The 20,475-nt window shown below is 46.7% G+C and carries 17 protein-coding genes; 7 read left to right on the top strand and 10 right to left on the bottom strand.

All coding sequences use genetic code 11. The features are described from left to right. Genes mnmE through rpmH form a run of 5 tightly spaced genes read right to left on the bottom strand, consistent with a single transcriptional unit; the run spans nucleotide 1 to nucleotide 3,858 of the window. On the bottom strand, nucleotides 1–1,377 hold the full coding sequence (gene mnmE / locus ACN0RF_RS09205) for a tRNA uridine-5-carboxymethylaminomethyl(34) synthesis GTPase MnmE (RefSeq protein WP_011235859.1): 1,377 nt from the start codon (nucleotides 1,375–1,377) through the stop codon (nucleotides 1–3). A 55-nt stretch (nucleotides 1,378–1,432) separates the two neighbouring features. Next, nucleotides 1,433–3,094 (bottom strand): membrane protein insertase YidC, encoded by a 1,662-nt coding sequence (gene yidC / locus ACN0RF_RS09200; protein ID WP_417438767.1) that lies wholly within the window; start codon nucleotides 3,092–3,094, stop codon nucleotides 1,433–1,435. Continuing rightward, complete coding sequence (gene yidD / locus ACN0RF_RS09195; protein WP_011235861.1) at nucleotides 3,091–3,402, bottom strand: membrane protein insertion efficiency factor YidD; 312 nt, start codon at nucleotides 3,400–3,402, stop codon at nucleotides 3,091–3,093. Before yidD ends, yidC begins: the two co-directional genes overlap by 4 nt. Then, complete coding sequence (gene rnpA, locus ACN0RF_RS09190; RefSeq protein ID WP_011235862.1) at nucleotides 3,354–3,731, bottom strand: ribonuclease P protein component; 378 nt, start codon at nucleotides 3,729–3,731, stop codon at nucleotides 3,354–3,356. Before rnpA ends, yidD begins: the two co-directional genes overlap by 49 nt. Further along, nucleotides 3,724–3,858: a 50S ribosomal protein L34 gene (gene rpmH, locus ACN0RF_RS09185; protein ID WP_011235863.1), complete on the bottom strand. Its 135-nt coding sequence runs from the start codon at nucleotides 3,856–3,858 to the stop codon at nucleotides 3,724–3,726. The genes rnpA and rpmH overlap by 8 nt, the downstream gene beginning before the upstream one ends. A 405-nt stretch (nucleotides 3,859–4,263) precedes the next feature. Between rpmH and dnaA the strand changes: the two genes are divergently transcribed. From dnaA to gyrB, 4 genes are read left to right on the top strand one after another with little or no spacing between them, the layout of a single operon-like run. Further along, nucleotides 4,264–5,628: a chromosomal replication initiator protein DnaA gene (dnaA, locus tag ACN0RF_RS09180; protein WP_011233265.1), complete on the top strand. Its 1,365-nt coding sequence runs from the start codon at nucleotides 4,264–4,266 to the stop codon at nucleotides 5,626–5,628. Between the two features lie 31 nt (nucleotides 5,629–5,659). Then, nucleotides 5,660–6,763, top strand: a complete 1,104-nt coding sequence (gene dnaN, locus ACN0RF_RS09175) for a DNA polymerase III subunit beta (protein WP_011233266.1) — start codon at nucleotides 5,660–5,662, stop codon at nucleotides 6,761–6,763. Nucleotides 6,764–6,775: 12 nt separating this feature from the next. Further along, entirely contained in the window at nucleotides 6,776–7,840 is a 1,065-nt protein-coding gene (recF, locus tag ACN0RF_RS09170) for a DNA replication/repair protein RecF (protein ID WP_011233267.1), read from the top strand. 15 nt (nucleotides 7,841–7,855) lie between these two features. Continuing rightward, nucleotides 7,856–10,273: a DNA topoisomerase (ATP-hydrolyzing) subunit B gene (gyrB, locus tag ACN0RF_RS09165; protein WP_342487704.1), complete on the top strand. Its 2,418-nt coding sequence runs from the start codon at nucleotides 7,856–7,858 to the stop codon at nucleotides 10,271–10,273. Nucleotides 10,274–10,362: 89 nt separating this feature from the next. Here gyrB and glyS read toward each other — a convergent pair whose 3' ends face one another. Together glyS and glyQ are read right to left on the bottom strand one after the other, a co-directional pair. Next, nucleotides 10,363–12,429 (bottom strand): glycine--tRNA ligase subunit beta, encoded by a 2,067-nt coding sequence (glyS, locus tag ACN0RF_RS09160; protein WP_417438766.1) that lies wholly within the window; start codon nucleotides 12,427–12,429, stop codon nucleotides 10,363–10,365. A 12-nt stretch (nucleotides 12,430–12,441) separates the two neighbouring features. Further along, nucleotides 12,442–13,362 carry a glycine--tRNA ligase subunit alpha gene (glyQ, locus tag ACN0RF_RS09155; protein WP_034819530.1) on the bottom strand — a complete coding sequence of 307 codons (921 nt, stop codon included), beginning with the start codon at nucleotides 13,360–13,362 and terminating at the stop codon, nucleotides 12,442–12,444. A gap of 93 nt (nucleotides 13,363–13,455) precedes the next feature. Between glyQ and ACN0RF_RS09150 the strand changes: the two genes are divergently transcribed. Both ACN0RF_RS09150 and ACN0RF_RS09145 read left to right on the top strand, forming a co-directional pair. Then, on the top strand, nucleotides 13,456–14,055 hold the full coding sequence (locus ACN0RF_RS09150) for a DNA-3-methyladenine glycosylase I (protein WP_110012849.1): 600 nt from the start codon (nucleotides 13,456–13,458) through the stop codon (nucleotides 14,053–14,055). A gap of 16 nt (nucleotides 14,056–14,071) precedes the next feature. Further along, nucleotides 14,072–14,563 carry a GNAT family N-acetyltransferase gene (locus ACN0RF_RS09145; RefSeq protein WP_417438802.1) on the top strand — a complete coding sequence of 164 codons (492 nt, stop codon included), beginning with the start codon at nucleotides 14,072–14,074 and terminating at the stop codon, nucleotides 14,561–14,563. An 18-nt stretch (nucleotides 14,564–14,581) separates the two neighbouring features. On the opposite strand, the gene tusA is transcribed toward ACN0RF_RS09145, so the two are convergent. From tusA to fadB, 3 genes are all read right to left on the bottom strand, one after another. Then, the gene (gene tusA, locus ACN0RF_RS09140) at nucleotides 14,582–14,821 is read right to left on the bottom strand and encodes a sulfurtransferase TusA (RefSeq protein ID WP_417438765.1); all 240 of its coding nucleotides are present in this window, start codon (nucleotides 14,819–14,821) and stop codon (nucleotides 14,582–14,584) included. A gap of 217 nt (nucleotides 14,822–15,038) precedes the next feature. After that, nucleotides 15,039–16,202, bottom strand: a complete 1,164-nt coding sequence (fadA, locus tag ACN0RF_RS09135) for an acetyl-CoA C-acyltransferase FadA (RefSeq protein WP_034819396.1) — start codon at nucleotides 16,200–16,202, stop codon at nucleotides 15,039–15,041. A gap of 20 nt (nucleotides 16,203–16,222) precedes the next feature. Beyond that, nucleotides 16,223–18,379, bottom strand: coding sequence for a fatty acid oxidation complex subunit alpha FadB (fadB, locus tag ACN0RF_RS09130; protein WP_417438764.1), 2,157 nt, complete (start codon nucleotides 18,377–18,379; stop codon nucleotides 16,223–16,225). A gap of 135 nt (nucleotides 18,380–18,514) precedes the next feature. On the opposite strand from fadB, the gene ACN0RF_RS09125 reads away from it, so the two are divergent. Further along, nucleotides 18,515–20,464 carry a transglycosylase SLT domain-containing protein gene (locus ACN0RF_RS09125; protein WP_417438763.1) on the top strand — a complete coding sequence of 650 codons (1,950 nt, stop codon included), beginning with the start codon at nucleotides 18,515–18,517 and terminating at the stop codon, nucleotides 20,462–20,464. The last annotated feature ends 11 nt before the right edge of the window (nucleotides 20,465–20,475 follow it).

The following is a 20,475-nucleotide window of genomic DNA, read 5'->3' as shown; positions in this document are numbered from 1 at the left end:
TTATTTACCAATACAAAACGAACCAAAAATCTGGCCAAGGAGATCATCGGAAGTGAATTCGCCGGTAATTTCATTGAGGTGCTGTTGAGTTAGACGCAGTTCTTCTGCCAGTATTTCACCTGCCATATTGGCTTCTAACTGTTCCAGACCTTGCAGTAGATGTACTTTCGCTTTAGCCAGAGCCTCTAGATGGCGGCGTCTTGCCATGAAACTGCCTTCGGAGGTTGCACTGTAACCAACACAATGTTTTAGGTGTTCTCTAAGCAATTCAATGCCGTGTCCGGTTTTGGCGGAAAGATGAATAACCGGAATGTTGTTGTGTTCATCTATACCCGTGGGCTCTTCCGATAAATCGACTTTATTGCGAATAACGGTGTAGGGCATATCTTCTGGTAGCTGAGCGAAAAACTCTGGCCAAATATCGTCGGGATGAATGGCAGAGGTTTCCTGACTGTCGACCATAAACAGCACGCGGTCAGCCTGGCGTATTTCATCCCAGGCGCGTTCAATACCAATTTTCTCAACATGGTCAGGGCTTTCGCGTAAACCTGCGGTATCGATAATATGCAGCGGCATACTGTCTATTTGAATGTGCTCCCGCAGAACATCGCGAGTGGTTCCGGCTATTTCTGTCACAATAGCTGATTCACGACCCGCCAGCGCGTTAAGCAAGCTGGACTTACCCGCATTGGGGCGTCCGGCAATAACAATGCGCATGCCTTCGCGCATGAGCGTGCCTTGCTTGGCTTCTTGTTCTATGTGGAACAGCTGGTCGATAATTTCAGCTAAATCGCCGGATACTTTGCCATCGGAAAGAAAATCGATTTCTTCATCAGGAAAGTCGATAGCCGCTTCAACGTATATTCTCAGGTGAATAACGGCGTCTACCAACTGATCAATTTTATGAGAAAACTCACCTTTTAGGCTTTGTAAGGCGGCTTTTGCGGCCTGCTCTGAGTTGGTATCAATTAGGTCGGCAATGGCTTCTGCCTGGGTGAGATCGAGCTTGTCGTTTAAGAATGCTCGTTCGCTAAACTCACCGGGACGAGCAGGGCGAATACCGGGAATTTCCAGTATTGCTCGAATTATCATATCGATAATAACCGGCCCGCCGTGGCCTTGCAGTTCTAAGACATCTTCTCCGGTAAAGGAGTTTGGACCTGGGAAAAAGAGCGCTATGCCTTCGTCCAACAGTTGTTCCTGTAAGTCATAAAAAGGCAAGTACTCTGCTTTACGAGGCTTGGGGCAGTGACCTAACAGCTTTTCTGCAACCTCTTTACAGGCTTTTCCGCTCACGCGAACAATACCAACACCGCCGCGTCCGGGAGGCGTTGCCTGAGCTACTATGGTGTCGTCAAAATCTGTTTCAGTTTGCATTTTTGCTGCTCCCAAAAGGACTAAAGCCCGGCATTAGCCGGGCCTTAATGCTGGATTACTTCTTGTTTCGAACGTTAATCCCTTTCTTTTCTAACCCACGGTAAATGATCAGCATTTGCGCAATGGTAATCAAGTTACTGACCAGCCAGTACAGTACCAGACCCGATGGGAACCACAGGAAGAATACGGTAAAGATAACCGGCATATACTGAAACAGTTTCTGTTGCATTGGGTCAGCTGTCGGTGTCGGCTGCAGTCGCTGCATCAGGAACATACTGGCACCCATTAAAATAGGCAGGATGTAGTATGGGTCTTTGGTTGACAGATCCTGTATCCAGAACACAAAAGCAGAATGACGCAGTTCAACACTTTCCAATAGCACCCAGTATAGCGCCAGGAAGATTGGAAGTTGTAACAGCATAGGCAGACAGCCGCCCAGAGGATTCACTTTCTCCTCTTTATAGAGCTTCATCATGGCGCCTGACATCTTTTGTCGGTCGTCACCATAACGCTCGCGCAGAGCCGTCATTTTTGGCTGCAGCATGCGCATCTTAGCCATTGAAACGTATTGCGCCTTAGTTAGCGGGAACAATAGCGCTTTAACAATAACTGTGGTCAGGATAATAGCCAGACCCCAGTTAATAACGATGCTTTGTAAGAACTGCAGCAGTTTGAATATCGGTTGAGCTAACCACCATAGGAAACCATAGTCGACGGTTAAGTCCAGATACTCGACGACTTCAGCCATAGCGTCTTGGTCTTTTGGACCCAGAAATACTTGAGACTCAATCGTTTTGGAGCTGCCTGGCTGAATATCAGTCATTGGATAAATGACACCGATAATTGCCTGGCTGCCATTGGCTACTCGAGAATAAAGACGATTTTGCTGACCTTGTTTCGGCACCCAGGCTGACACGAAATAGTGCTCAAGCATTCCGACCCAACCAGTTTGCGAAGTAACGTTCAGCTTTTTGTCCTGCATGCTGTCGAAATCGTATTTTTCGAACTTGTCTTCATCGTAGGAATAAGCTGCACCAAAATAGGTAGGCATGATCATACTGCCACTTTCGCCTGAGTGTACGGAACGTTTTAATTGGCCGTAAAATTGGGTTTCAAGCGTTTTGCTGGTGTTATTTTCTACTTCGTACCGAACATCAACAGTGTATTTTCCTGGCGTGAAGGTAAATACTTTACGATAAACAGAGCCGTTCTCAGCCGTATAGGTTAAAGGAACTTCAATAACCTCGCTTGTAGACTCGTAGCTTTCTTGTTCGTAGTTATAAGAAGGGCGGCCGTCTTTGCCATCAATTCCGTCCGGGCCAATTAGGCCTGACTGAGCGACGTAAACGTTGTTTGAACTGTTTTGCAGAAGTTGAAAGCGTTCTTCAGAACCCTGAGTTTTCGCAAACTTGAGTAAGTGAGTCGAAACAACATCACCACCGCGGGTATCTATCTCAACATCTAACACGTCGGTGCGAACGTGAACTGTGGTTTCAGCCCGCTGAGCTACAACCGGCTGATCACTTTCCGGGACGTCTGCCGAAACGGCTGAACTGCCTGAGGGCACATCGCTGTTTTCAGCGTTATTGCTCGATTGTGTTGAGGTAACGTTTTCAGGTGCTTTTGTTCCGGGTGCGGTTTCCACCATCCAATTCTGGTATAGGAAGAAAGACACCACTAAAAAGGCAATAAATAATATCGTGCGTGGCGAATTCATAGTGATTTCGTCTCTGTTGGCTGATTTAGTAAAGATTCGGATTCGCTGTTATTTTCTGGCTTGGCGTCTTGCTTAGCAAGTGGAACCGGGTCGTAGCCGCCCTCATGAGCTGGGTGACATTTACTGATTCTTACTGCAGCAAGGCCAATGCCACGGATTGTACCGTGTTTTTGTATGGCCTCACAGGCATAATGTGAGCAAGATGGATAAAAACGACAACGCGGGCCCAGCAGTGGACTGATAAACCACTGATAAACCTTTATGAACGCGATTGGTATTGTTCGCAACGCTTTGCTAATTTTCGCCATAAATAATTCAACGTATCCCGTAATGCGGCGTTATCCTGCTCGACAATACCCTGCTTAGCAATAATTACAATGTCAAAAGCGGGAATTTTATGTTGCCTTAAACGGAAGGTTTCACGTATTTGTCGTTTTATGCGGTTTCGGTCAACGGCGCGCTTAGCTCGCTTTTTGCTGACGGTAACACCAATACGTGGGTGCCCTAACTCATTGGGGGTTGCCAACATAGTGACATGAGCAGTAACGGCTTTTACAGGAGGGTTTGAGAATACAGTCTGGAAATGAGAGGGAGTTAACAGACGTAACTCCCTTCCGTATGAGATACTTTTATGCACTCAGTACTTTACGACCACGTGCACGGCGACGAGCCAGTACTTTGCGGCCATTTTTTGTTGCCATGCGAGCACGGAAACCGTGTGAACGCTTGCGCTTTAATACGCTTGGTTGAAATGTTCTTTTCATAACTAATATTCCATCGGTCAGTTTGCTATTTCCCACGCTGGCCGAATAAGTTGAAACCAAACGTGAACGGAATTTTTTAGAGCGCGGATCTTACCGATCTTTTCTCGTTGAGTCAATGACCAGAGGCTTTTTTAGGCAATAAATCCTAAAATAATATCATCCACAATCTGTTGAGATTATAACATTAATAATGTGGATAAAATAACAGTTATTCACTATTTGCTTTGTTTTCATGTTTTAGGGGAATATAGACTTTTAAGCAATTTATGCGCCAGTTTTGGTTTCAATGGCTATTTTTTAACTCCTTTATTGACGCTGTTTTCAGGCAGTTTATGCTAGCGAATATTAGCTGAGTGAAGTACAATCTTTGGTTATGTTTATAAAGAAACGATCCAGGAGAAGAGTGTGAATAATTCGCTTTGGCAACAATGTGCAGAGCGACTGCAATCGGAGTTACCGTTACAGCAGTTCAACACGTGGATCAGACCCCTACAAGCCAAACTCAATGGCGAAACATTAACCTTGTTTGCTCCGAATATTTATTCGGTAGACTGGGTGCGTGACAAGTACCTGAAAACCATTAATACCTATTTAGAAGCTTTGTGTGACGACAAAGTACCTAATGTAGTTTTAAAAGTTGGGGAAGCGTCACCAACACAGCGTGACAGCGGTTCACCGCAACGCGCTGCTGCAACCCGCAGAAAAACACCTAACTTCTCATCCGGTAATACCGATGTGGAAGTGCCTTTTGAAAGCAATATTCATCCGGAATACACCTTCGATAACTTTGTTGAGGGTAAATCAAACCAGCTGGCGCGTGCGGCTGCTATTCAGGTAGCAGAGAATCCTGGCGGCGTTTATAACCCCCTATTTGTTTATGGTGGTACCGGCTTGGGTAAGACTCACCTTTTGCATGCGGTCGGTAATGGCATTATGGCGCACAAAAAGGACGCCAAGGTGTTTTACATTCGGGCCGAACGCTTTGTGCAGGACATGGTGAACTCTATTCGTAACAGTTCAACCAATGAGTTTAAGCGTTACTATCGTTCGGTAGATGCGTTATTGATTGATGACATTCACTTCTTTGCGAATAAAAAAGGCTCGCAGGAAGAGTTTTTCCATACCTTTAATGCGTTGTTGGAAGGTAATCAGCAAATCATTATGACCAGCGATCTTTATCCGAAAGAAATAGACGGAGTTGAAGATCGACTGAAATCTCGTTTTGGCTGGGGCCTTACCATTGCCATTGAACCCCCGGAATTAGAAACCCGGGTGGCTATTTTAATGCGTAAAGCTGACGAACGTGGCTTACATATGCCACACGAAGTTGCTTTTTTCATAGCTAAACGTTTGCGTTCAAACGTTCGGGAGCTGGAAGGTGCATTGAACCGGGTTGTGGCTAATGTGCAACTCACAGGACGGCCTATAACTATAGATTTTGTCCGCGAAGCTTTGCGTGACCTAATTGCCGCTCAGGAAAAATTGGTTACTATTGATAATATTCAGAAGACGGTGGCGGAATACTATAATATTAAGTTAGCCGATATTTTATCAAAACGCCGTAGCCGCTCTGTAGCGCGTCCGCGGCAGTTAGCAATGGCCTTAGCTAAGGAACTGACTAATCATAGCTTACCGGAAATAGGCGACGCGTTCGGCGGTCGGGATCACACAACGGTTTTGCATGCTTGTCGGAAGATACAAGAATTAAAAGATGCGCAGCACGACATTAAAGAAGATTATCGAAATCTAATTCGTACATTGTCGTCATAAAAGTATGTCGTTATAAACAGGGGACTCAGTCATGAAATTTTCAATTAACCGCGATGCTTTTTTAAAGCCGCTGCAGGTTGTAAGTGGCGCTGTTGAACGGCGGCATACCTTACCAATTTTGTCGAATTTGTTGCTTCAGGTCGATAATGGTCAGCTTAAATTAACCGGAACAGACCTTGAGGTTGAACTGGTTTCGGCTGTACCGCTCGAGTCAGCGGATATGGATGCGGCTGTTACTGTACCGGCCAAGAAGTTGCTGGATATTGTGCGCAGCTTACCTGAGGGCTCTACCATCGAGTTTACCTCTCAGGAAGACAGTGCCACGGTTAAGTCTGGTCGCAGTAAATTTAAATTGAGTACCCTGTCTTCAGATGACTTTCCAAATATCGACGACTGGAAAAGTGACATCCATCTGGTAACAGAGCAGGCAGTATTAAAAGATTTAATGTTGAAAACGCATTTCTCCATGGCGAATCAGGACGTGCGCTATTATCTAAACGGCATGTTGTTCGAAACCGATAACGGTATGTTGCGTTCCGTAGCGACCGATGGCCACCGTTTAGCCATGAGCACTTGTGCTATTGACCAGCCAGGTTTGGCTCAACGCCAGGTGATTGTTCCGCGCAAAGGTGTTGTCGAATTACTTCGCTTGTTAGGTGACGACGATCAGGAAGTGTCAGTGTCGATAGGAAATAACCATATTCGTGTCGAAACGCCAGAGCTTGTTTTTACGAGTAAGCTGGTAGATGGTCGTTTCCCTGATTACCGTCGTGTCTTACCGAGCGGTGGAGACAAAGTTATTGTTGCCCATCGCGATGCGTTGCGGCAGTCCTTTGGGCGAGCATCAATTCTTTCTAATGAAAAGTTTCGCGGTGTGCGTTTAAACTTGAGTAGTGGTGAACTTTGCATTACGGCAACGAACCCCGAGCAGGAACAAGCGGAAGAAGTCATAGAAGTGGATTATCAAGGTGATGATCTGGAAATTGGTTTCAACGTTAGCTATTTGCTCGATGTCTTGAATAACATTGATGACGAACAGGTTTCTTTTACACTGTCTGATTCAAACAGTAGTGCATTAATTGAACCTCAGCACGACGAGTCTTGCTGTTACGTTATTATGCCGATGCGTTTGTAACCTGCCTCATAAATGTTCATTGAGACGTTGAATTTAAGCCACTTCCGAAATTTTTCAGAGGTGGCTCTATCTCCCAGCCCCAAAATTAATATCATAACCGGCGATAATGGCTCCGGAAAAACCAGTTTGCTTGAAGCTATCTATTTACTCGGTTTTGGACGTTCTTTTCGGCCGGGAGGGTTTCGTCAGTTGATTAAAGAAGGGAACTCTGGTTTCACCGTATTTTGCCGTTCCCAAGATTACGCTATAGGTGTAAGACGTAGTACCGATGGTGAACAGTCGCTTAGGTTGAATGGCGCCAACGTTCAACGCATGTCAGATGTCGCCCGCTTGGTACCGGTACAACTCTTAACGCCAGAGTCCGTCGATATTCTGCTGGAAGGTCCAGGACAGAGAAGACAGTTTATAGATTGGGGAGTGTTCCACGTGGAACACTCCTTTTATTCTGACTGGGTTGCATATACTCAACTCCTGAAGCAAAGAAACAGCTTACTCAAGCAACGCTCGCTTCCTGTAAGAGAAGATAGGTATTGGAAAGAGCAGTTAGCTTATTATGGTGAGCGCATTAGTAAAAGTCGCGAAAAATACCTAGAAGAACTGAATGATTATATACAAGAACTAGCGAAATCTTTTCTCTCCGATGTTACAATGGAGGTTCGATTAAAATCGGGCTGGGATACTAGCCAAAGCTTATTTGACGCCTTAGAAAGCCATACAGAGAAAGATAAGAAATACGGCTTTACCTCAGTTGGGGCACATAAGGCAGATATAAAAGTGATAGCGGATGGGGTGGAAGTAAAACATCGCCTGTCTCGCGGGCAATTAAAGACCGCGATTACCGCTTTAAAGTTAGCGCAAGGGAAGCATTACCAAAAAATAAAAAGGCAACCCTGCATTTATTTAGTCGATGATTTAACGTCAGAGCTTGATTCAAAAAATCAGGCGTTACTCTGTCGTGAGTTAGAAAATCTAGACGCACAAGTGTTTATCACCGCAATTACTGGAAAGCAGTTGTCGGATAAATTTCAAAAATCACCCCGAATGTTCCACGTGGAACATGGGGTAATAAACGAATGATATCGAGATAATACTATGGAAGAAAATAATTACGGTTCATCGAGTATCAAAGTTCTGAAAGGGTTGGATGCGGTTCGCAAACGCCCGGGTATGTACATTGGTGACACGGATGATGGAACTGGTTTGCACCACATGGTTTTTGAAGTTGTCGATAACTCTATTGACGAGGCCTTAGCGGGTCACTGTTCAGAAATTATGGTTACCATTCACTCTGACGGTTCAGTTAGCGTGAAGGATGATGGTCGCGGAATTCCAGTTGATATACATGAAGAAGAAGGTGTTTCAGCTGCACAGGTTATTATGACCGTATTGCACGCCGGCGGTAAATTCGACGACAACTCTTATAAAGTTTCCGGTGGTTTGCACGGGGTGGGTATCTCTGTTGTAAACGCGCTATCTGAAAAGCTGCAACTGACTATTCGTCGACAAGGCCAGGTTTACGAACAGACTTATCATATGGGTGAGCCTGACAGTGATGTAAAACCTGTTGGCGATACTGATACAACGGGTACAGAACTGCGTTTTTGGCCTAGCCATGAAACTTTTACCAATACTGAATTTCACTACGATATTCTGGCCAAGCGCCTGCGCGAACTTTCGTTCCTTAACTCTGGTGTTGGTATTCGGTTGCGCGACGAGCGTGACGACCGCGAAGATTTATTTAAATATGAAGGCGGTATTGCTGCCTTTGTTAATTATTTGAATAAGAATAAAACGCCAATTCACCAGAAGGCTTTTTACTTCACAATACAAAGAGAAGACGGTATTGGTGTTGAAGTCAGCATGCAGTGGAATGATTCATTCCAGGAAAACATCTATTGTTTTACCAACAACATTCCACAGCGTGATGGTGGTACACACTTAGCCGGTTTCCGTGCCGCTTTGACGCGTACATTGAACACCTACATGGAAAAAGAGGGTTATAATAAAAAATCCAAAACCTCTGCAACAGGTGACGACGCGCGTGAAGGTCTAACCGCCATTATTTCTGTTAAAGTTCCTGATCCTAAGTTTTCGTCTCAAACAAAAGATAAGCTGGTTTCTTCAGAAGTGAAATCTGCTGTTGAGCAGACAATGAACGAGCAGTTAGCGGACTATTTATTAGAAAACCCAGGCGAAGCGAAACTTATCATCAATAAAATTATTGATGCAGCAAGAGCTCGTGAAGCCGCTCGTAAAGCACGTGAAATGACACGACGTAAAGGTGCTCTGGATATTGCGGGCTTACCTGGTAAGTTGGCCGATTGTCAGGAAAAAGACCCGGCACTGTCTGAACTTTATATTGTGGAGGGTGACTCTGCAGGCGGTTCCGCTAAGCAGGGCCGTAACCGTAAAAACCAGGCGATTTTGCCACTTAAAGGTAAAATTCTTAACGTAGAAAAAGCGCGTTTTGACAAAATGCTGTCTTCAGTCGAGGTTGGTACATTAATTACTGCTATGGGCTGTGGTATTGGTCGTGATGAGTACAACCCGGATAAAACACGTTATCACCGTATTATTATTATGACGGATGCGGACGTTGACGGATCTCACATTCGTACTTTGTTGTTGACGTTCTTCTATCGTCAAATGCCTGAAATTATCGAGCGCGGATATATCTATATTGCTCAGCCCCCGCTATACAAAGTGAAGAAGGGCAAGCAGGAAGTTTATATTAAAGATGACCCTGCATTGATTCGCTACTTAACCAGTTTAGCTCTGGATAATGCATCTTTACATGTTAATGAAACCGCACCAGGTATTTCTGGTGAGAAGCTCGAAACTTTGGTTAACGGCTATCAGATGGCGCAGGAAAATATTAAGCGTTTAAGTCGTCGTATGCCTGAGCGTTTCTTACAGCGTCTGTTCTATGCGCCTCGTTTAACGGATGATCGTTTGAAAGATAAAGATTACATGGAGAAGTGGGTTAAAACATTAAATGATGATTTAACCGCCCGTGAAATTAACTCGGCAACTTATACCGTTTCTCTGCATGAAGATACCGAACGCAAGATGTGGTTACCGTCGACGACGATTCGTCAACACGGTGTCGACACAGATTACCCGCTGAACTATGAGTTCTTAATGTCTAAAGACTACGAACAAATAGTGACGCTTGGCGAAGAGATAGACTCTCTGGTTGAGCCGGGTGGATATGTGCTTCGCGGTGAGAAGAAGCAGCCAGTTACACACTTCGTTGAAGCTGTGGAATGGCTTATTGGTGAATCTAAGCGTGGTTTATACGTTCAGCGTTATAAAGGTCTGGGTGAAATGAACCCTGACCAGTTGTGGGAAACTACGATGGACCCTGACACTCGCCGTATGCTTCAGGTAACGATTGAAGATGCTATTGGCGCTGATCAACTGTTCACCACGTTAATGGGTGACGAAGTTGAACCGCGTAGAGCCTTTATTGAATCAAACGCTCTTAAGGTTGCTAACTTGGACGTTTAGTCCGAGCCGAGACATTAGCGATAGGCAACAAAAAAGCCGGCTTCATTTTCATGAGCCGGCTTTTTATTTATTAAAAATCAAAGTGTTGGTTACTGAAGCAAAGAAATATCCGCTATTTCTAAGAACAGCTGACGCAAGCGGAACAGCAAGTTGAGGCGGTTAATACGGACTTTATCGTCATCGGCATTGACCATGACATGCTCAAAAAACGCATCCACAGGCTCTTTAAGCTCGGATAAATGCGTGAGGGCGTCGTTGTATTTACCATCAGCAATTAGTGGCTTAACGGAGCCTTCTGTTTGATTAACCAAACGATAAAGTGTTGTTTCAGACTCTTCCTGTAGAAGAGCTTCATCCACGTTACCTGATATCTCTTCGTCAGATTTTGCCAGGATATTACCCACCCGCTTATTGGCAGCGGCAAGGCTGGCAGCAGAATCCATAGACTTAAATGACTGAACCGCCTTTACCCTTTGGTCGAAGTCCGTTGGCTTAGAGGGTGAGCGGGCAAGTACGGACTGAATAACATCGACAGAGATGCCTTGATCCTGGTACCAGGGACGAAAACGACCGAGTAGAAATTCGAAAACATCGTTAGCTACGGTGCTATTCGATAGCTTGTCACCAAAACCTTCGACGGATGCCGCTAACAGTTCATGCAAGTCTAATGAAAGCTCTCGTTCTACCAGGGTACGCAATAAGCCAAGAGCGGCACGGCGCAGAGCGAATGGGTCACGGTCACCTTTAGGTACCTGACCAATACCGAATATACCGACCAGTGTGTCGAGTTTGTCAGCTAAAGCAACGGCACAAGCCTCTTTAGTTAAAGGCAGTTCGTCACCGGAAAAACGAGGCCAGTAGTGCTGTTCTATTGCTTCGGCTACTACCGGGCTTTCGCCGTCGTTTAACGCATAGTGTTTACCCATAACGCCCTGGGTTTCAGGGAACTCAGAAACCATATCGGAAACCAAATCGGCCTTGCACAGCAGACCGGCTCGTTCTGAGGCTTTTACGTCGGCAGTTAACTGGTTTGCAATTTTACCTGCTAATACCGATATACGACGAGCCTTATCGCCAATACTACCCAGTTGTTTTTGGAACAGAACAGAATCCAGTGCAGCAACTCGCGACTCTAAAGGGGCTTTCTTATCGGACTCAAAGAAAAACTGTGCATCCGCCAGGCGAGGGCGAACGACTTTCTCGTTACCCTTAATGATTTGTTGAGGGTCACGGCTTTCAATATTGGTAATGAAAATAAACTGTGGCAGTAAGTTACCTTTGCCATCTTCCACCGGAAAGTAACGCTGGTCGTCTTTCATGGTAACGATAAGCGGCTCTTTTGGTACCGCGAGGAAGCCTTGATCGAAACTAGCTGTTAAAGCAACCGGCCATTCCACCAAGGCCGCAACTTCCTCAACTAACTCGTCATCCTGAATAACCTGGCCGCCGAGTTCTGAGGCAAGACGTGATACTTCCGACTGAATGGTTTCAATACGCTCCTCGAAGTTAGCGATCACTTTCGCTTCATGAAGCTTAGTTAGGTAGTTGTCGACATGATCGAGCTCAAAACCTTGGGGCGAATGAAAGCGATGACCCTGGATAAAGCGGGCACTCTTCGTTTCCAGAATTTCAGCTTCAATAAGCTCGCTACCCAGCATAACAGTGAGTGTGTGCACAGGACGAATAAATTGCGCCGTGCTGTCGCCCCAACGCATCGGTTTTGGGATAGGCAGAGCTTTAATTGCTGCTTCTAAGATACCCTGAACTAAGTCAGCTAGTGTCTGGCCTTTTACTGTCGCCTTATGCAGCAGCCATTCGCCCTTGTCTGTTTTAAGCCGGTCAGCCTGCTCTACCGTAATGCCGTTTGAACGTGCCCAGCCTTCGGCAGCTTTAGTTGGCTTACCGGTATCATCAAAGGCTACATTTACTGCTGGCCCGCGCTTCTCGACTTCTTTGTCCTGCTGTTCGGTTTCAACTTGTTTCACCAGCACGGCAAGTCGGCGAGGGGTTGCATACGCCTTGATGCTATCAAAACTCAGTTCGGCGCTTTTTAAGCCTGACTCAATACCCGACTTTAAGCTGTCACGCAGCGACTTTAAGGCTTTTGGAGGAAGCTCTTCAGTACCTAACTCAATCAATAAGTTTTCTTTTTGCACGCTCTGCTCTCCTTAGTTCGCTGCTGGTTTGTTTTTATCGTCGGCTAAAGGGAAGCCAAGAGCTTCACGAGTCTGGTAATAGACTTCGGCAACGGCTTTTGCCATGGTTCTGACGCGAAGTATGTAGCGCTGTCTTTCGGTTACAGATATCGCGTGTCGGGCATCCAGTAAGTTAAAGGCGTGAGATGCGCGCATAACCTGCTCGTATGCGGGTAAAGCCAGCGATTTTTCAATTAGCAGTTCACATTCTTTTTCGCAGTCGTCGAAGCGGCGGAACAGCACATCAACATCGGCGTATTCAAAGTTGTAAGTCGACTGTTCAACTTCGTTCTGATGGAAAACATCGCGATACAAGATTTTACCGCGCGGGCCGTCTGTCCAGACCAGGTCATAAATGCTGTCCACGCCCTGAATGTACATAGCTAAACGTTCAAGACCGTAGGTGATTTCTCCGGCCACCGGGCGACACTCAATACCACCAACCTGTTGGAAGTAAGTAAACTGAGTGACTTCCATACCGTTAAGCCAGACCTCCCAGCCCAGACCCCAGGCACCCAGAGTAGGCGATTCCCAGTTGTCTTCTACAAAGCGTATGTCATGAGTCAGTGTGTCAAAGCCCAGCATTTCTAAAGAACCCAGATAAAGCTCCTGAATGTTTTTAGGCGATGGCTTCATAATGACCTGAAACTGATAATAATGCTGCAGGCGGTTCGGGTTTTCGCCATAACGGCCGTCGGTAGGGCGGCGGCAAGGTTGCACATAGGCAAAACTGGCAGGCTCCGGGCCTAATGAGCGCAGAAAGGTCATTGGATGAAAGGTACCCGCGCCCACTTCCATATCCAGTGGCTGAACCACGGCACAGCCTTGCTGAGCCCAGTAATCCTGAAGAGCAAGAATAAGCCCCTGAAAGGTTTTCACATCGTACGTCGACATACGCATTCTCTGCTTTGTTATTTGTGGTTGACCGAAGGTCGAGAAATATGCGTAGATTATACCCTCTGAATCGCCTTGGTTATAGGGGAAGGTATGACAAATAATCAGCCAGAACGGTGTTCCTGGTGTGAATCCACTGACGACTACCGTGCTTATCATGACAATGTGTGGGGGCGTCCGGTAAGCGACCCGATAGAACTTTTTGCCAAACTGTGTCTGGACGGGCAGCAGGCGGGGCTTAGCTGGTTAACCATTCTGCGTAAACAGGCCGGCTATGAGAAAGCCTTTTTAGGTTTTGACCCACAAGCTATCGTGGCAATGAGTGACGCTGATCGTGAATTGTTGTACAGCAACCGTGATATTATCCGTAGCAAGGCCAAAATTGATGCCATTTTTACTAACGCTGAAGCGTATTTAAGAATGGAAGAAAAGGGCGTCAAATTTGAGCGGTGGTTATGGGAGTTTGTAGGCGGCTCACCGATTATTAATGAGCACCAGGCGCAAAGTCAGATCCCAACAGAAACAGAAGCTTCCCAAAGCATGGCAAAAGCGTTAAAAAAGGAAGGCTTTAAGTTTGTCGGACCGACCATTTGCTATGCTTTTATGCAAGCAGTTGGTATGGTGAACGACCATGTTACTAGCTGTCATTGTTATCAGCCTGTTGCTGACCAAATGAAACAGTTTACGTTGTAAAATGAGCGAAGGAAGAATGATAGAAATTACTCTTGCGGACTACAGCAACCCCAAACACCGTAATGCCGTTATTTCCATGCTGGATGCTTATGCCAAAGACCCAATGGGCGGTGGCGAGGGCATATCAGATGAAGTTAAAGAAAGCCTGATAGATGAAATGGCAAAGCGAGACCATGTGTTTTCTTTGCTGGCCTACGATGGTGACACTCCGGTTGGCGTTGCAAACTGTGTAGAAGGCTTCTCAACCTTCGCTGCTAAACCACTAATGAATATTCATGACATAGCCGTTATTCCCGAATATCGGGGGCAGGGCGTTGCTAAAAAGCTTTTAGAAGAAGTGAAAACGCTGGCGGAATTTCGCGGTTGCGTGAAGCTGACACTGGAAGTGCTTGAGAACAATGACCGGGCGAAAAAAGCCTATGAGAACTTCGGCTTCGCACCTTATGAATTAGGTGACGTAGGTCAGGCCGAGTTTTGGGAAATGTACTTGAATAAAGACAAAGCCTGACATCTAAAAGTCAGGCTATTAATGAGATTTCCTAACCCAGTAGCGGTAGGGCATTTCTTCGGTCACAGACTCCACCAACTCATGCTCCATAAACTCGCAAAAGCCCGGAATATCCCGGGTTGTTGCGGGATCATCCGCAATAATCAGTAATACCTCACCAACCTTCATTTTACGAATAGCAGCTCTTACCAGCATGACTGGCTCCGGGCATTTAAGGCCAAGGGTATCGAGTTCTTTGTCGCAGGTAATTTGAGTCATGACTTCTTTAAAAGATGTTAAGCGAAATTACCGAGTAGTTTAACACTTTCGCGACTAAGAGGTGAGGGGTGAGTGATGGATTGCTGCAGTCAAGCCCCCAGGGATGGGTTCACGGCGTGTTTCTGAGTATTTCCTGACAATAAAAAGGGGCGAGCCTTCGCTCCCCCCTTCCTCAGAGCAGTTAAAGTGTTAAACCGCCCTAACTTTGCTGTTTCTTTTAAACGCGTTCGAAGACAGTAGCAATACCCTGGCCAAGGCCAATGCACATGGTTGCTAAGCCAAGCTTCGCGTTTTTCTCTTCCATTAAGTTGATTAGCGTCGTTGAGATACGTGCGCCAGAGCAGCCTAATGGGTGACCTAGAGCGATAGCACCGCCGTTCAGGTTCACTTTTTCTTCCATCTTATCGAACAGTTTCAGGCCTTTAAGAACAGGCAGTGACTGTGCGGCAAAGGCTTCGTTCAGTTCAACAACATCGATGTCGTCAATAGACACACCAGCACGCTTCAGTGCTTTTTCTGTTGCCGGAACCGGGCCGTAACCCATAATGGACGGATCGCAACCTGCAACGGCCATTGAACGGATTTTAACGCGTGGCGTCAGACCCAGTTCTTTGGCTTTGTCAGCAGACATAACCAACATGGCAGCGGCGCCGTCAGACAAGGCTGACGAAGTACCTGCGGTTACCGTACCGTTAGCAGGGTCAAACACTGGGCGAAGCTGTGACAGGCCTTCTGCGGTGGTTTCTGGACGAATCACTTCGTCTTCAGTCACGCGTACCAGTTCGCCATCGGCATTGTGGCCGTTAATTGGGTAAATCTCTTTAGCAAAGCGGCCTTCAACCGTGGCTTCGTGCGCTTTGCGATGAGAGCGAGCGCCGAATTCGTCTTGTTGTTCACGGGTAATACCGAACTTACGAGACAATAGTTCAGCGGTCATACCCATGCTGCCAGAGGCTTTCGCTACAGACTTGTTCATGCCCGGGTGAAAGTCGATTCCATGAGTCATTGGTACGTGACCCATGTGCTCAACACCACCGGCCATAAAGATGTCGCCGTCGCCGTTCATAATAGCGCGGGCTGCGTCGTGCAGAGCCTGCATTGAAGAGCCACACAAACGGTTAACCGTTACACCAGCCACTTTATGCGGAATACCAGCAATAAGCGCCGAGTTACGCGCAATGTTAAAGCCTTGCTCCAGGGTTTGCTGTACGCAACCCCAGTAAATGTCTTCCAGTTCTTCCGGGTCAACTTCCGGGTTACGCTCAAGTAAGCCCTTCATCAGCGCAGCTGAGAGGTCTTCGGCACGAGTATGGCGGAAAACACCATTTTTTGAACGCCCCATTGGCGTACGAATACAATCTACAATGACGATGTCTTTCATTTTAATAACCTCCTCAAGCCTTACTTCGCGCTGGTTGTGTCAAAGTAAGATTTACCGGCTTTAGCCATTTCACGCATGCCGTCGGTAACCTGATAAATTTCACCCAGGTGCGCGTATTTGTCTGCCAGTTGAATAAAGTTGTCCATGCCCAGCGTTTCCAGATAACGGAAAGGGCCGCCGCGGAATGGAGGGAAGCCTAAGCCATAAAGCAATGCCATGTCTGCTTCATCAGCAGAGCCTACAATGTCTTCTTCCAGGCAACGAACCACTTCGTTCACCATAGGGATCATGCAGCGGGCAATCACTTCGTCGGCATCCAGTTTCTTACCTTGCTCACAGCCTAATAGCTCGTAAGTGGCTGGATCCGCTTCTTTGGTTGGCTTACCTTTTTTGTCGGTGCCGTAAACATAGAAGCCTTTACCATTTTTCTGGCCGTAGCGCTCAGCGGCTGCCAGTTTGGCAATGGCGCTGGACTCGTCACGCTTCATGCGGGCAGGGAAGCCTGCTTCCATAACAACGGTGCAGTGATCGGCGGTGTCGATACCGACAACATCGCTTAAGTAAGCTGGTCCCATTGGCCAACCGAATTGCTTCTCCATGACCTTGTCGATGCCGACGAAATCGACGCCTTCATCAACCATACCGGCAAAGCCTGCCAGGTAAGGGAAGAGTACTCGGTTAACAAGGAATCCTGGACAGTCGTTAACAACGATAGGGGTTTTGCCTAGTTTAAGCGCGTACGCTACAACGGCATTAACGGTATCGTCAGAAGTCTTTTCACCACGGATAATTTCAACCAATGGCATTTTGTGGACCGGGTTGAAAAAGTGCATACCGCAGAATTTTTCAGGGCGCTTCAGGTTCTTCGCCAGCTCAGTAATAGAAATGGTCGACGTGTTTGAAGTCAAAATGGCGTCATCACCAATCACGCCTTCAATTTCAGCCAGTACAGAACCTTTAACCTTCGGGTTTTCAACAACCGCTTCAACCACGATATCCACGTCTTTGACTGCTTCGTTCAGCAGCGTAGGCGTGATAGATGATAATATTTTAATCATCTTCTCGTTGTTAACCTTGCCGCGCTCAACGCCTTTTTTCAGGATCTTGCCGGCTTCTTTCATGCCTAAGTCTAAAGCGTCTTGCTTAATGTCTTTCATAACCGCAGGTACGCCTTTAAGCGCTGACTGGTAGGCGATACCGCCGCCCATAATGCCTGCACCTAAAACACCTGCTGTCTTAATTTCTTTGGTTGCTGCCTTAGCGTACTTTTTCGACTTACTTTTAACTGCCTGATCCGCCAGGAAGATACCAACCTGTGCCTGGCATGCCTCGGTTTGGGTGAGGTCGAAAAATGCGTTGTTTTCAGCTGTCAACGCGCCTTCACGATGCTCGCGGGCACCGTTCTCAATTGCTTCTAACGCTTTATGCGGTGCAGGATAGTGCTTGCCTGCTTTCGCTGCAATTAAGCCTTTAGCGGTCACCAGAGTCATCATCAACTCAGTGTCGTTAGCTTTTAACGGCTCAAGTTTTGGCTGACGCTTCGCTTTCCAGTCCTGTTGACCAGCGGCTGCATCTTTCGCCAAGTTAAGAGCGGCTTTGGTCAGGTTTTCCGGTTCAACAACGGCATCAACTGCGCCGACTTTCAATGCATCAAGAGCTTTGTTATTTTTACCTGTGGTTATCCATTCAAGCGCGTTGTCCGGACCAATCACGCGAGGTAAACGCATAGTGCCGCCAAAGCCAGGAATAAGGCCCAGTTTAACTTCTGGTAGGCCGATAGTTGCTGTGGTGTCCGCTACACGGTAGTCACAGGCTAACAATGCTTCACAACCGCCGCCTAATGCGAAACCTTTAACTGCACCAACTGTTGGTACAGGCAGGTCTTCCAATTGGTCAAATACGCGCGATGCTTTTGCCACCCAGCTGCGGGTTTTTTCCTGATCAGAGAACAGTGTCAGGAACTCGGTAATATCAGCGCCGACAATAAAGGTCGACTTGCTGCTGGTAACAATGACGCCGCGCAGGTCGTTAGTGTTTTGTAATTTTGTCAGTGCTTCACTGAATTCTTCTAATGTCGCCTGGTCGAATTTATTAACCGAGCCTTTCGCATCAAATTGTAATTCTGCGAAACCTGGTTCGATAAAATCGACCCGAATGCTTTCACCTTGATAGATCATCTTGGGTCTCCCACGACTTCCATTAATTTGTTGCTATAAAGAAACTGATTCTGCTATAGCTTTGGGTTAAGGTAGACAGAGTTTGGCGCGAATACGCCAATTTTTCAACGGTTATTTAAACATGCGTTTGAATTAATGAAAAAGCAGTCGTTTATCATACGTTACAGTGCGCCATTGTTTTTCGTGTTGTCCCTGTTAAGCATTGGTGCGGTTCAGTCTGAACCTGTTGATACAAAGCAACGGGAGCAGCAGCGTGAGCTATTCAAAAAAGCAGAGTATGCGGCTAAGCGTGGTCGCCTGGGTGAGTATCGGCTATTACTTAAAAAGCTGAAAGATTACCCTTTGCTACCGTACTTGGAATTGGCTCGACTTGAGCAAATTGGATACCTGGCCAATGAAGACCGCGTTCTGGCTTTTCTCGATAAGTATGAAAAGACGCCCCTCGACTGGCAACTAAGACAGCCCTGGCTTACTTATTTGGCAGGGCAGGAGGAGTATTCTCGTTTTATTCGGGACTTCCGGCATCCGGGAACCTTAACTCACCGTTGTCAATTTATTGAGTCGCAGCGTGAAAAGGGTCTGGACGACGGGCCTTTCAGGCGTCAGGTTGATGCTATCTGGAAGCATGGGTTTTCGCTTCCTTCGGCTTGCGACCCCATTTTGGACGAATGGCAAGAATTGGGTGGCCGTACCGAAGACAAAGTTTGGGAACGACTGGAGTTGGCTGCTGAGCATGGTAACCCGACTCTGCTCCCGTATTTAACTGGTTTATTGCCTGAGTTACAGCAGTATCTGGGTGAGTTTTATCACAAGGTGAGGTATTCACCCGCCGCTATAGAGGACGACTCTTGGTACAAGGGGCGCTATCCTGGAAAAGAGGCACAAATAGTTACCTATGCTTTAACCAAGCTGGTTTGGCGTGATGAAAACATTGCTCTGCGAAGCTATAAAAAGCTGAGTTCACAATTGCCTTTTACTGAACAGCAAGAGGGCCGCATCGCCGAAGAATTTGCTGTTGCGTTAAGCTTAAACTCTCATCCCGAAGCTCGTGTCTGGCATGATCGCGTCCCGGTAAACGCGCTAAATGAACGAGTTTTACAGTGGCGTTTGGCTATTTACCTTAAGGACAAAGATTACGAGGGCCTGAGAGACGCGATTCAAAGTTTGCCGGTTGCCATTCGGCAGGGTAATCAATGGCGTTACTGGCTGGCTCGCTCACAGGAGATAACCGGTAACGCTTTGGCCGCACAGGAGCTGTACGAAGATTTAGCCGACGAACGGCATTACTACGGCTTTTTGTCGGCCGCGCGACTGCAGAAGCCGGTGAGCCTTGAACAAGAGAAACTTGAAGTCAGTGTTGTTCAGCTTGAGCAAATTCGTAATCATCCTAGCGTGCAACGTGCGTATGAACTGATTCAACTGGAGCGTTGGGTCGACGCCCGGCGCGAATGGAACCATTTATTGACGCAGCTTGATGGCGAGGAGCAAAAGGTTGCGGCATATCTCGCCAGCGAGTGGGGATGGCACGATCAGGCAATATGGACATTAGCGCAAATAGGGCATTTTGACGCTGTGGGCATTCGTTTCCCTTTAGCCTACAAAGATATATTAGGGCGAGCGTCACAGGCCGCCGGAATCGATGAAAACTGGGCTTTAGCTATTACGCGCCGGGAAAGTAACTTTAGGCATGATGCGTATTCAAGTGCTGGTGCAAGGGGACTAATGCAGATTCTGCCTGGTACTGCAAAGCAACTGGATACTAAGAATAATAGCTGGCGTCGGTTGAACGACCCCGCTGTTAATGTGCGTCTGGGCACTGACTATTTAAGTCGACTGAAACACCGCTTTGAGAATAATTGGTTATTAGCTACGGCAAGCTATAATGCAGGCTATTATAGAGTCAAAGACTGGTTACCCGACGAGTCTGTTGCTGCCGATGAGTGGGTCGAAACCATTCCGTACCATGAAACCAGAGATTATGTAAAAGCGGTATTGAGTTATCAGCAAATTTATAGGATGTTGGGTGGTAACGAGGATAATTTGTTTGAGCAAGTTGTTGATATGACAATTGTTGATACTGAATAAGGCGATCCAAT

The sequence above is a fragment of the Idiomarina sp. genome (assembly GCF_048260185.1).
Lineage (GTDB): Bacteria > Pseudomonadota > Gammaproteobacteria > Enterobacterales > Alteromonadaceae > Idiomarina.
The sequence above is the reverse complement of the archived record's forward strand: the minus strand, read 5'-3'. Positions and strand labels throughout refer to the sequence as shown.

What these genes read in the sequence shown, in the direction of transcription:
- fadA (WP_034819396.1), bottom strand. Translation starts at nt 16,202, where the DNA reads ATGAAAGACATCGTCATTGTAGATTGTATTCGTACGCCAATGGGGCGT.
- tusA (WP_417438765.1), bottom strand. Translation starts at nt 14,821, where the DNA reads ATGACTCAAATTACCTGCGACAAAGAACTCGATACCCTTGGCCTTAAA.
- gyrB (WP_342487704.1), top strand. Translation starts at nt 7,856, where the DNA reads ATGGAAGAAAATAATTACGGTTCATCGAGTATCAAAGTTCTGAAAGGG.
- ACN0RF_RS09150 (WP_110012849.1), top strand. Translation starts at nt 13,456, where the DNA reads ATGACAAATAATCAGCCAGAACGGTGTTCCTGGTGTGAATCCACTGAC.
- ACN0RF_RS09145 (WP_417438802.1), top strand. Translation starts at nt 14,072, where the DNA reads ATGATAGAAATTACTCTTGCGGACTACAGCAACCCCAAACACCGTAAT.
- fadB (WP_417438764.1), bottom strand. Translation starts at nt 18,379, where the DNA reads ATGATCTATCAAGGTGAAAGCATTCGGGTCGATTTTATCGAACCAGGT.
- yidD (WP_011235861.1), bottom strand. Translation starts at nt 3,402, where the DNA reads ATGGCGAAAATTAGCAAAGCGTTGCGAACAATACCAATCGCGTTCATA.
- glyQ (WP_034819530.1), bottom strand. Translation starts at nt 13,362, where the DNA reads ATGTCGACGTACGATGTGAAAACCTTTCAGGGGCTTATTCTTGCTCTT.
- recF (WP_011233267.1), top strand. Translation starts at nt 6,776, where the DNA reads ATGTTCATTGAGACGTTGAATTTAAGCCACTTCCGAAATTTTTCAGAG.
- rpmH (WP_011235863.1), bottom strand. Translation starts at nt 3,858, where the DNA reads ATGAAAAGAACATTTCAACCAAGCGTATTAAAGCGCAAGCGTTCACAC.
- yidC (WP_417438767.1), bottom strand. Translation starts at nt 3,094, where the DNA reads ATGAATTCGCCACGCACGATATTATTTATTGCCTTTTTAGTGGTGTCT.
- ACN0RF_RS09125 (WP_417438763.1), top strand. Translation starts at nt 18,515, where the DNA reads ATGAAAAAGCAGTCGTTTATCATACGTTACAGTGCGCCATTGTTTTTC.
- mnmE (WP_011235859.1), bottom strand. Translation starts at nt 1,377, where the DNA reads ATGCAAACTGAAACAGATTTTGACGACACCATAGTAGCTCAGGCAACG.
- dnaN (WP_011233266.1), top strand. Translation starts at nt 5,660, where the DNA reads ATGAAATTTTCAATTAACCGCGATGCTTTTTTAAAGCCGCTGCAGGTT.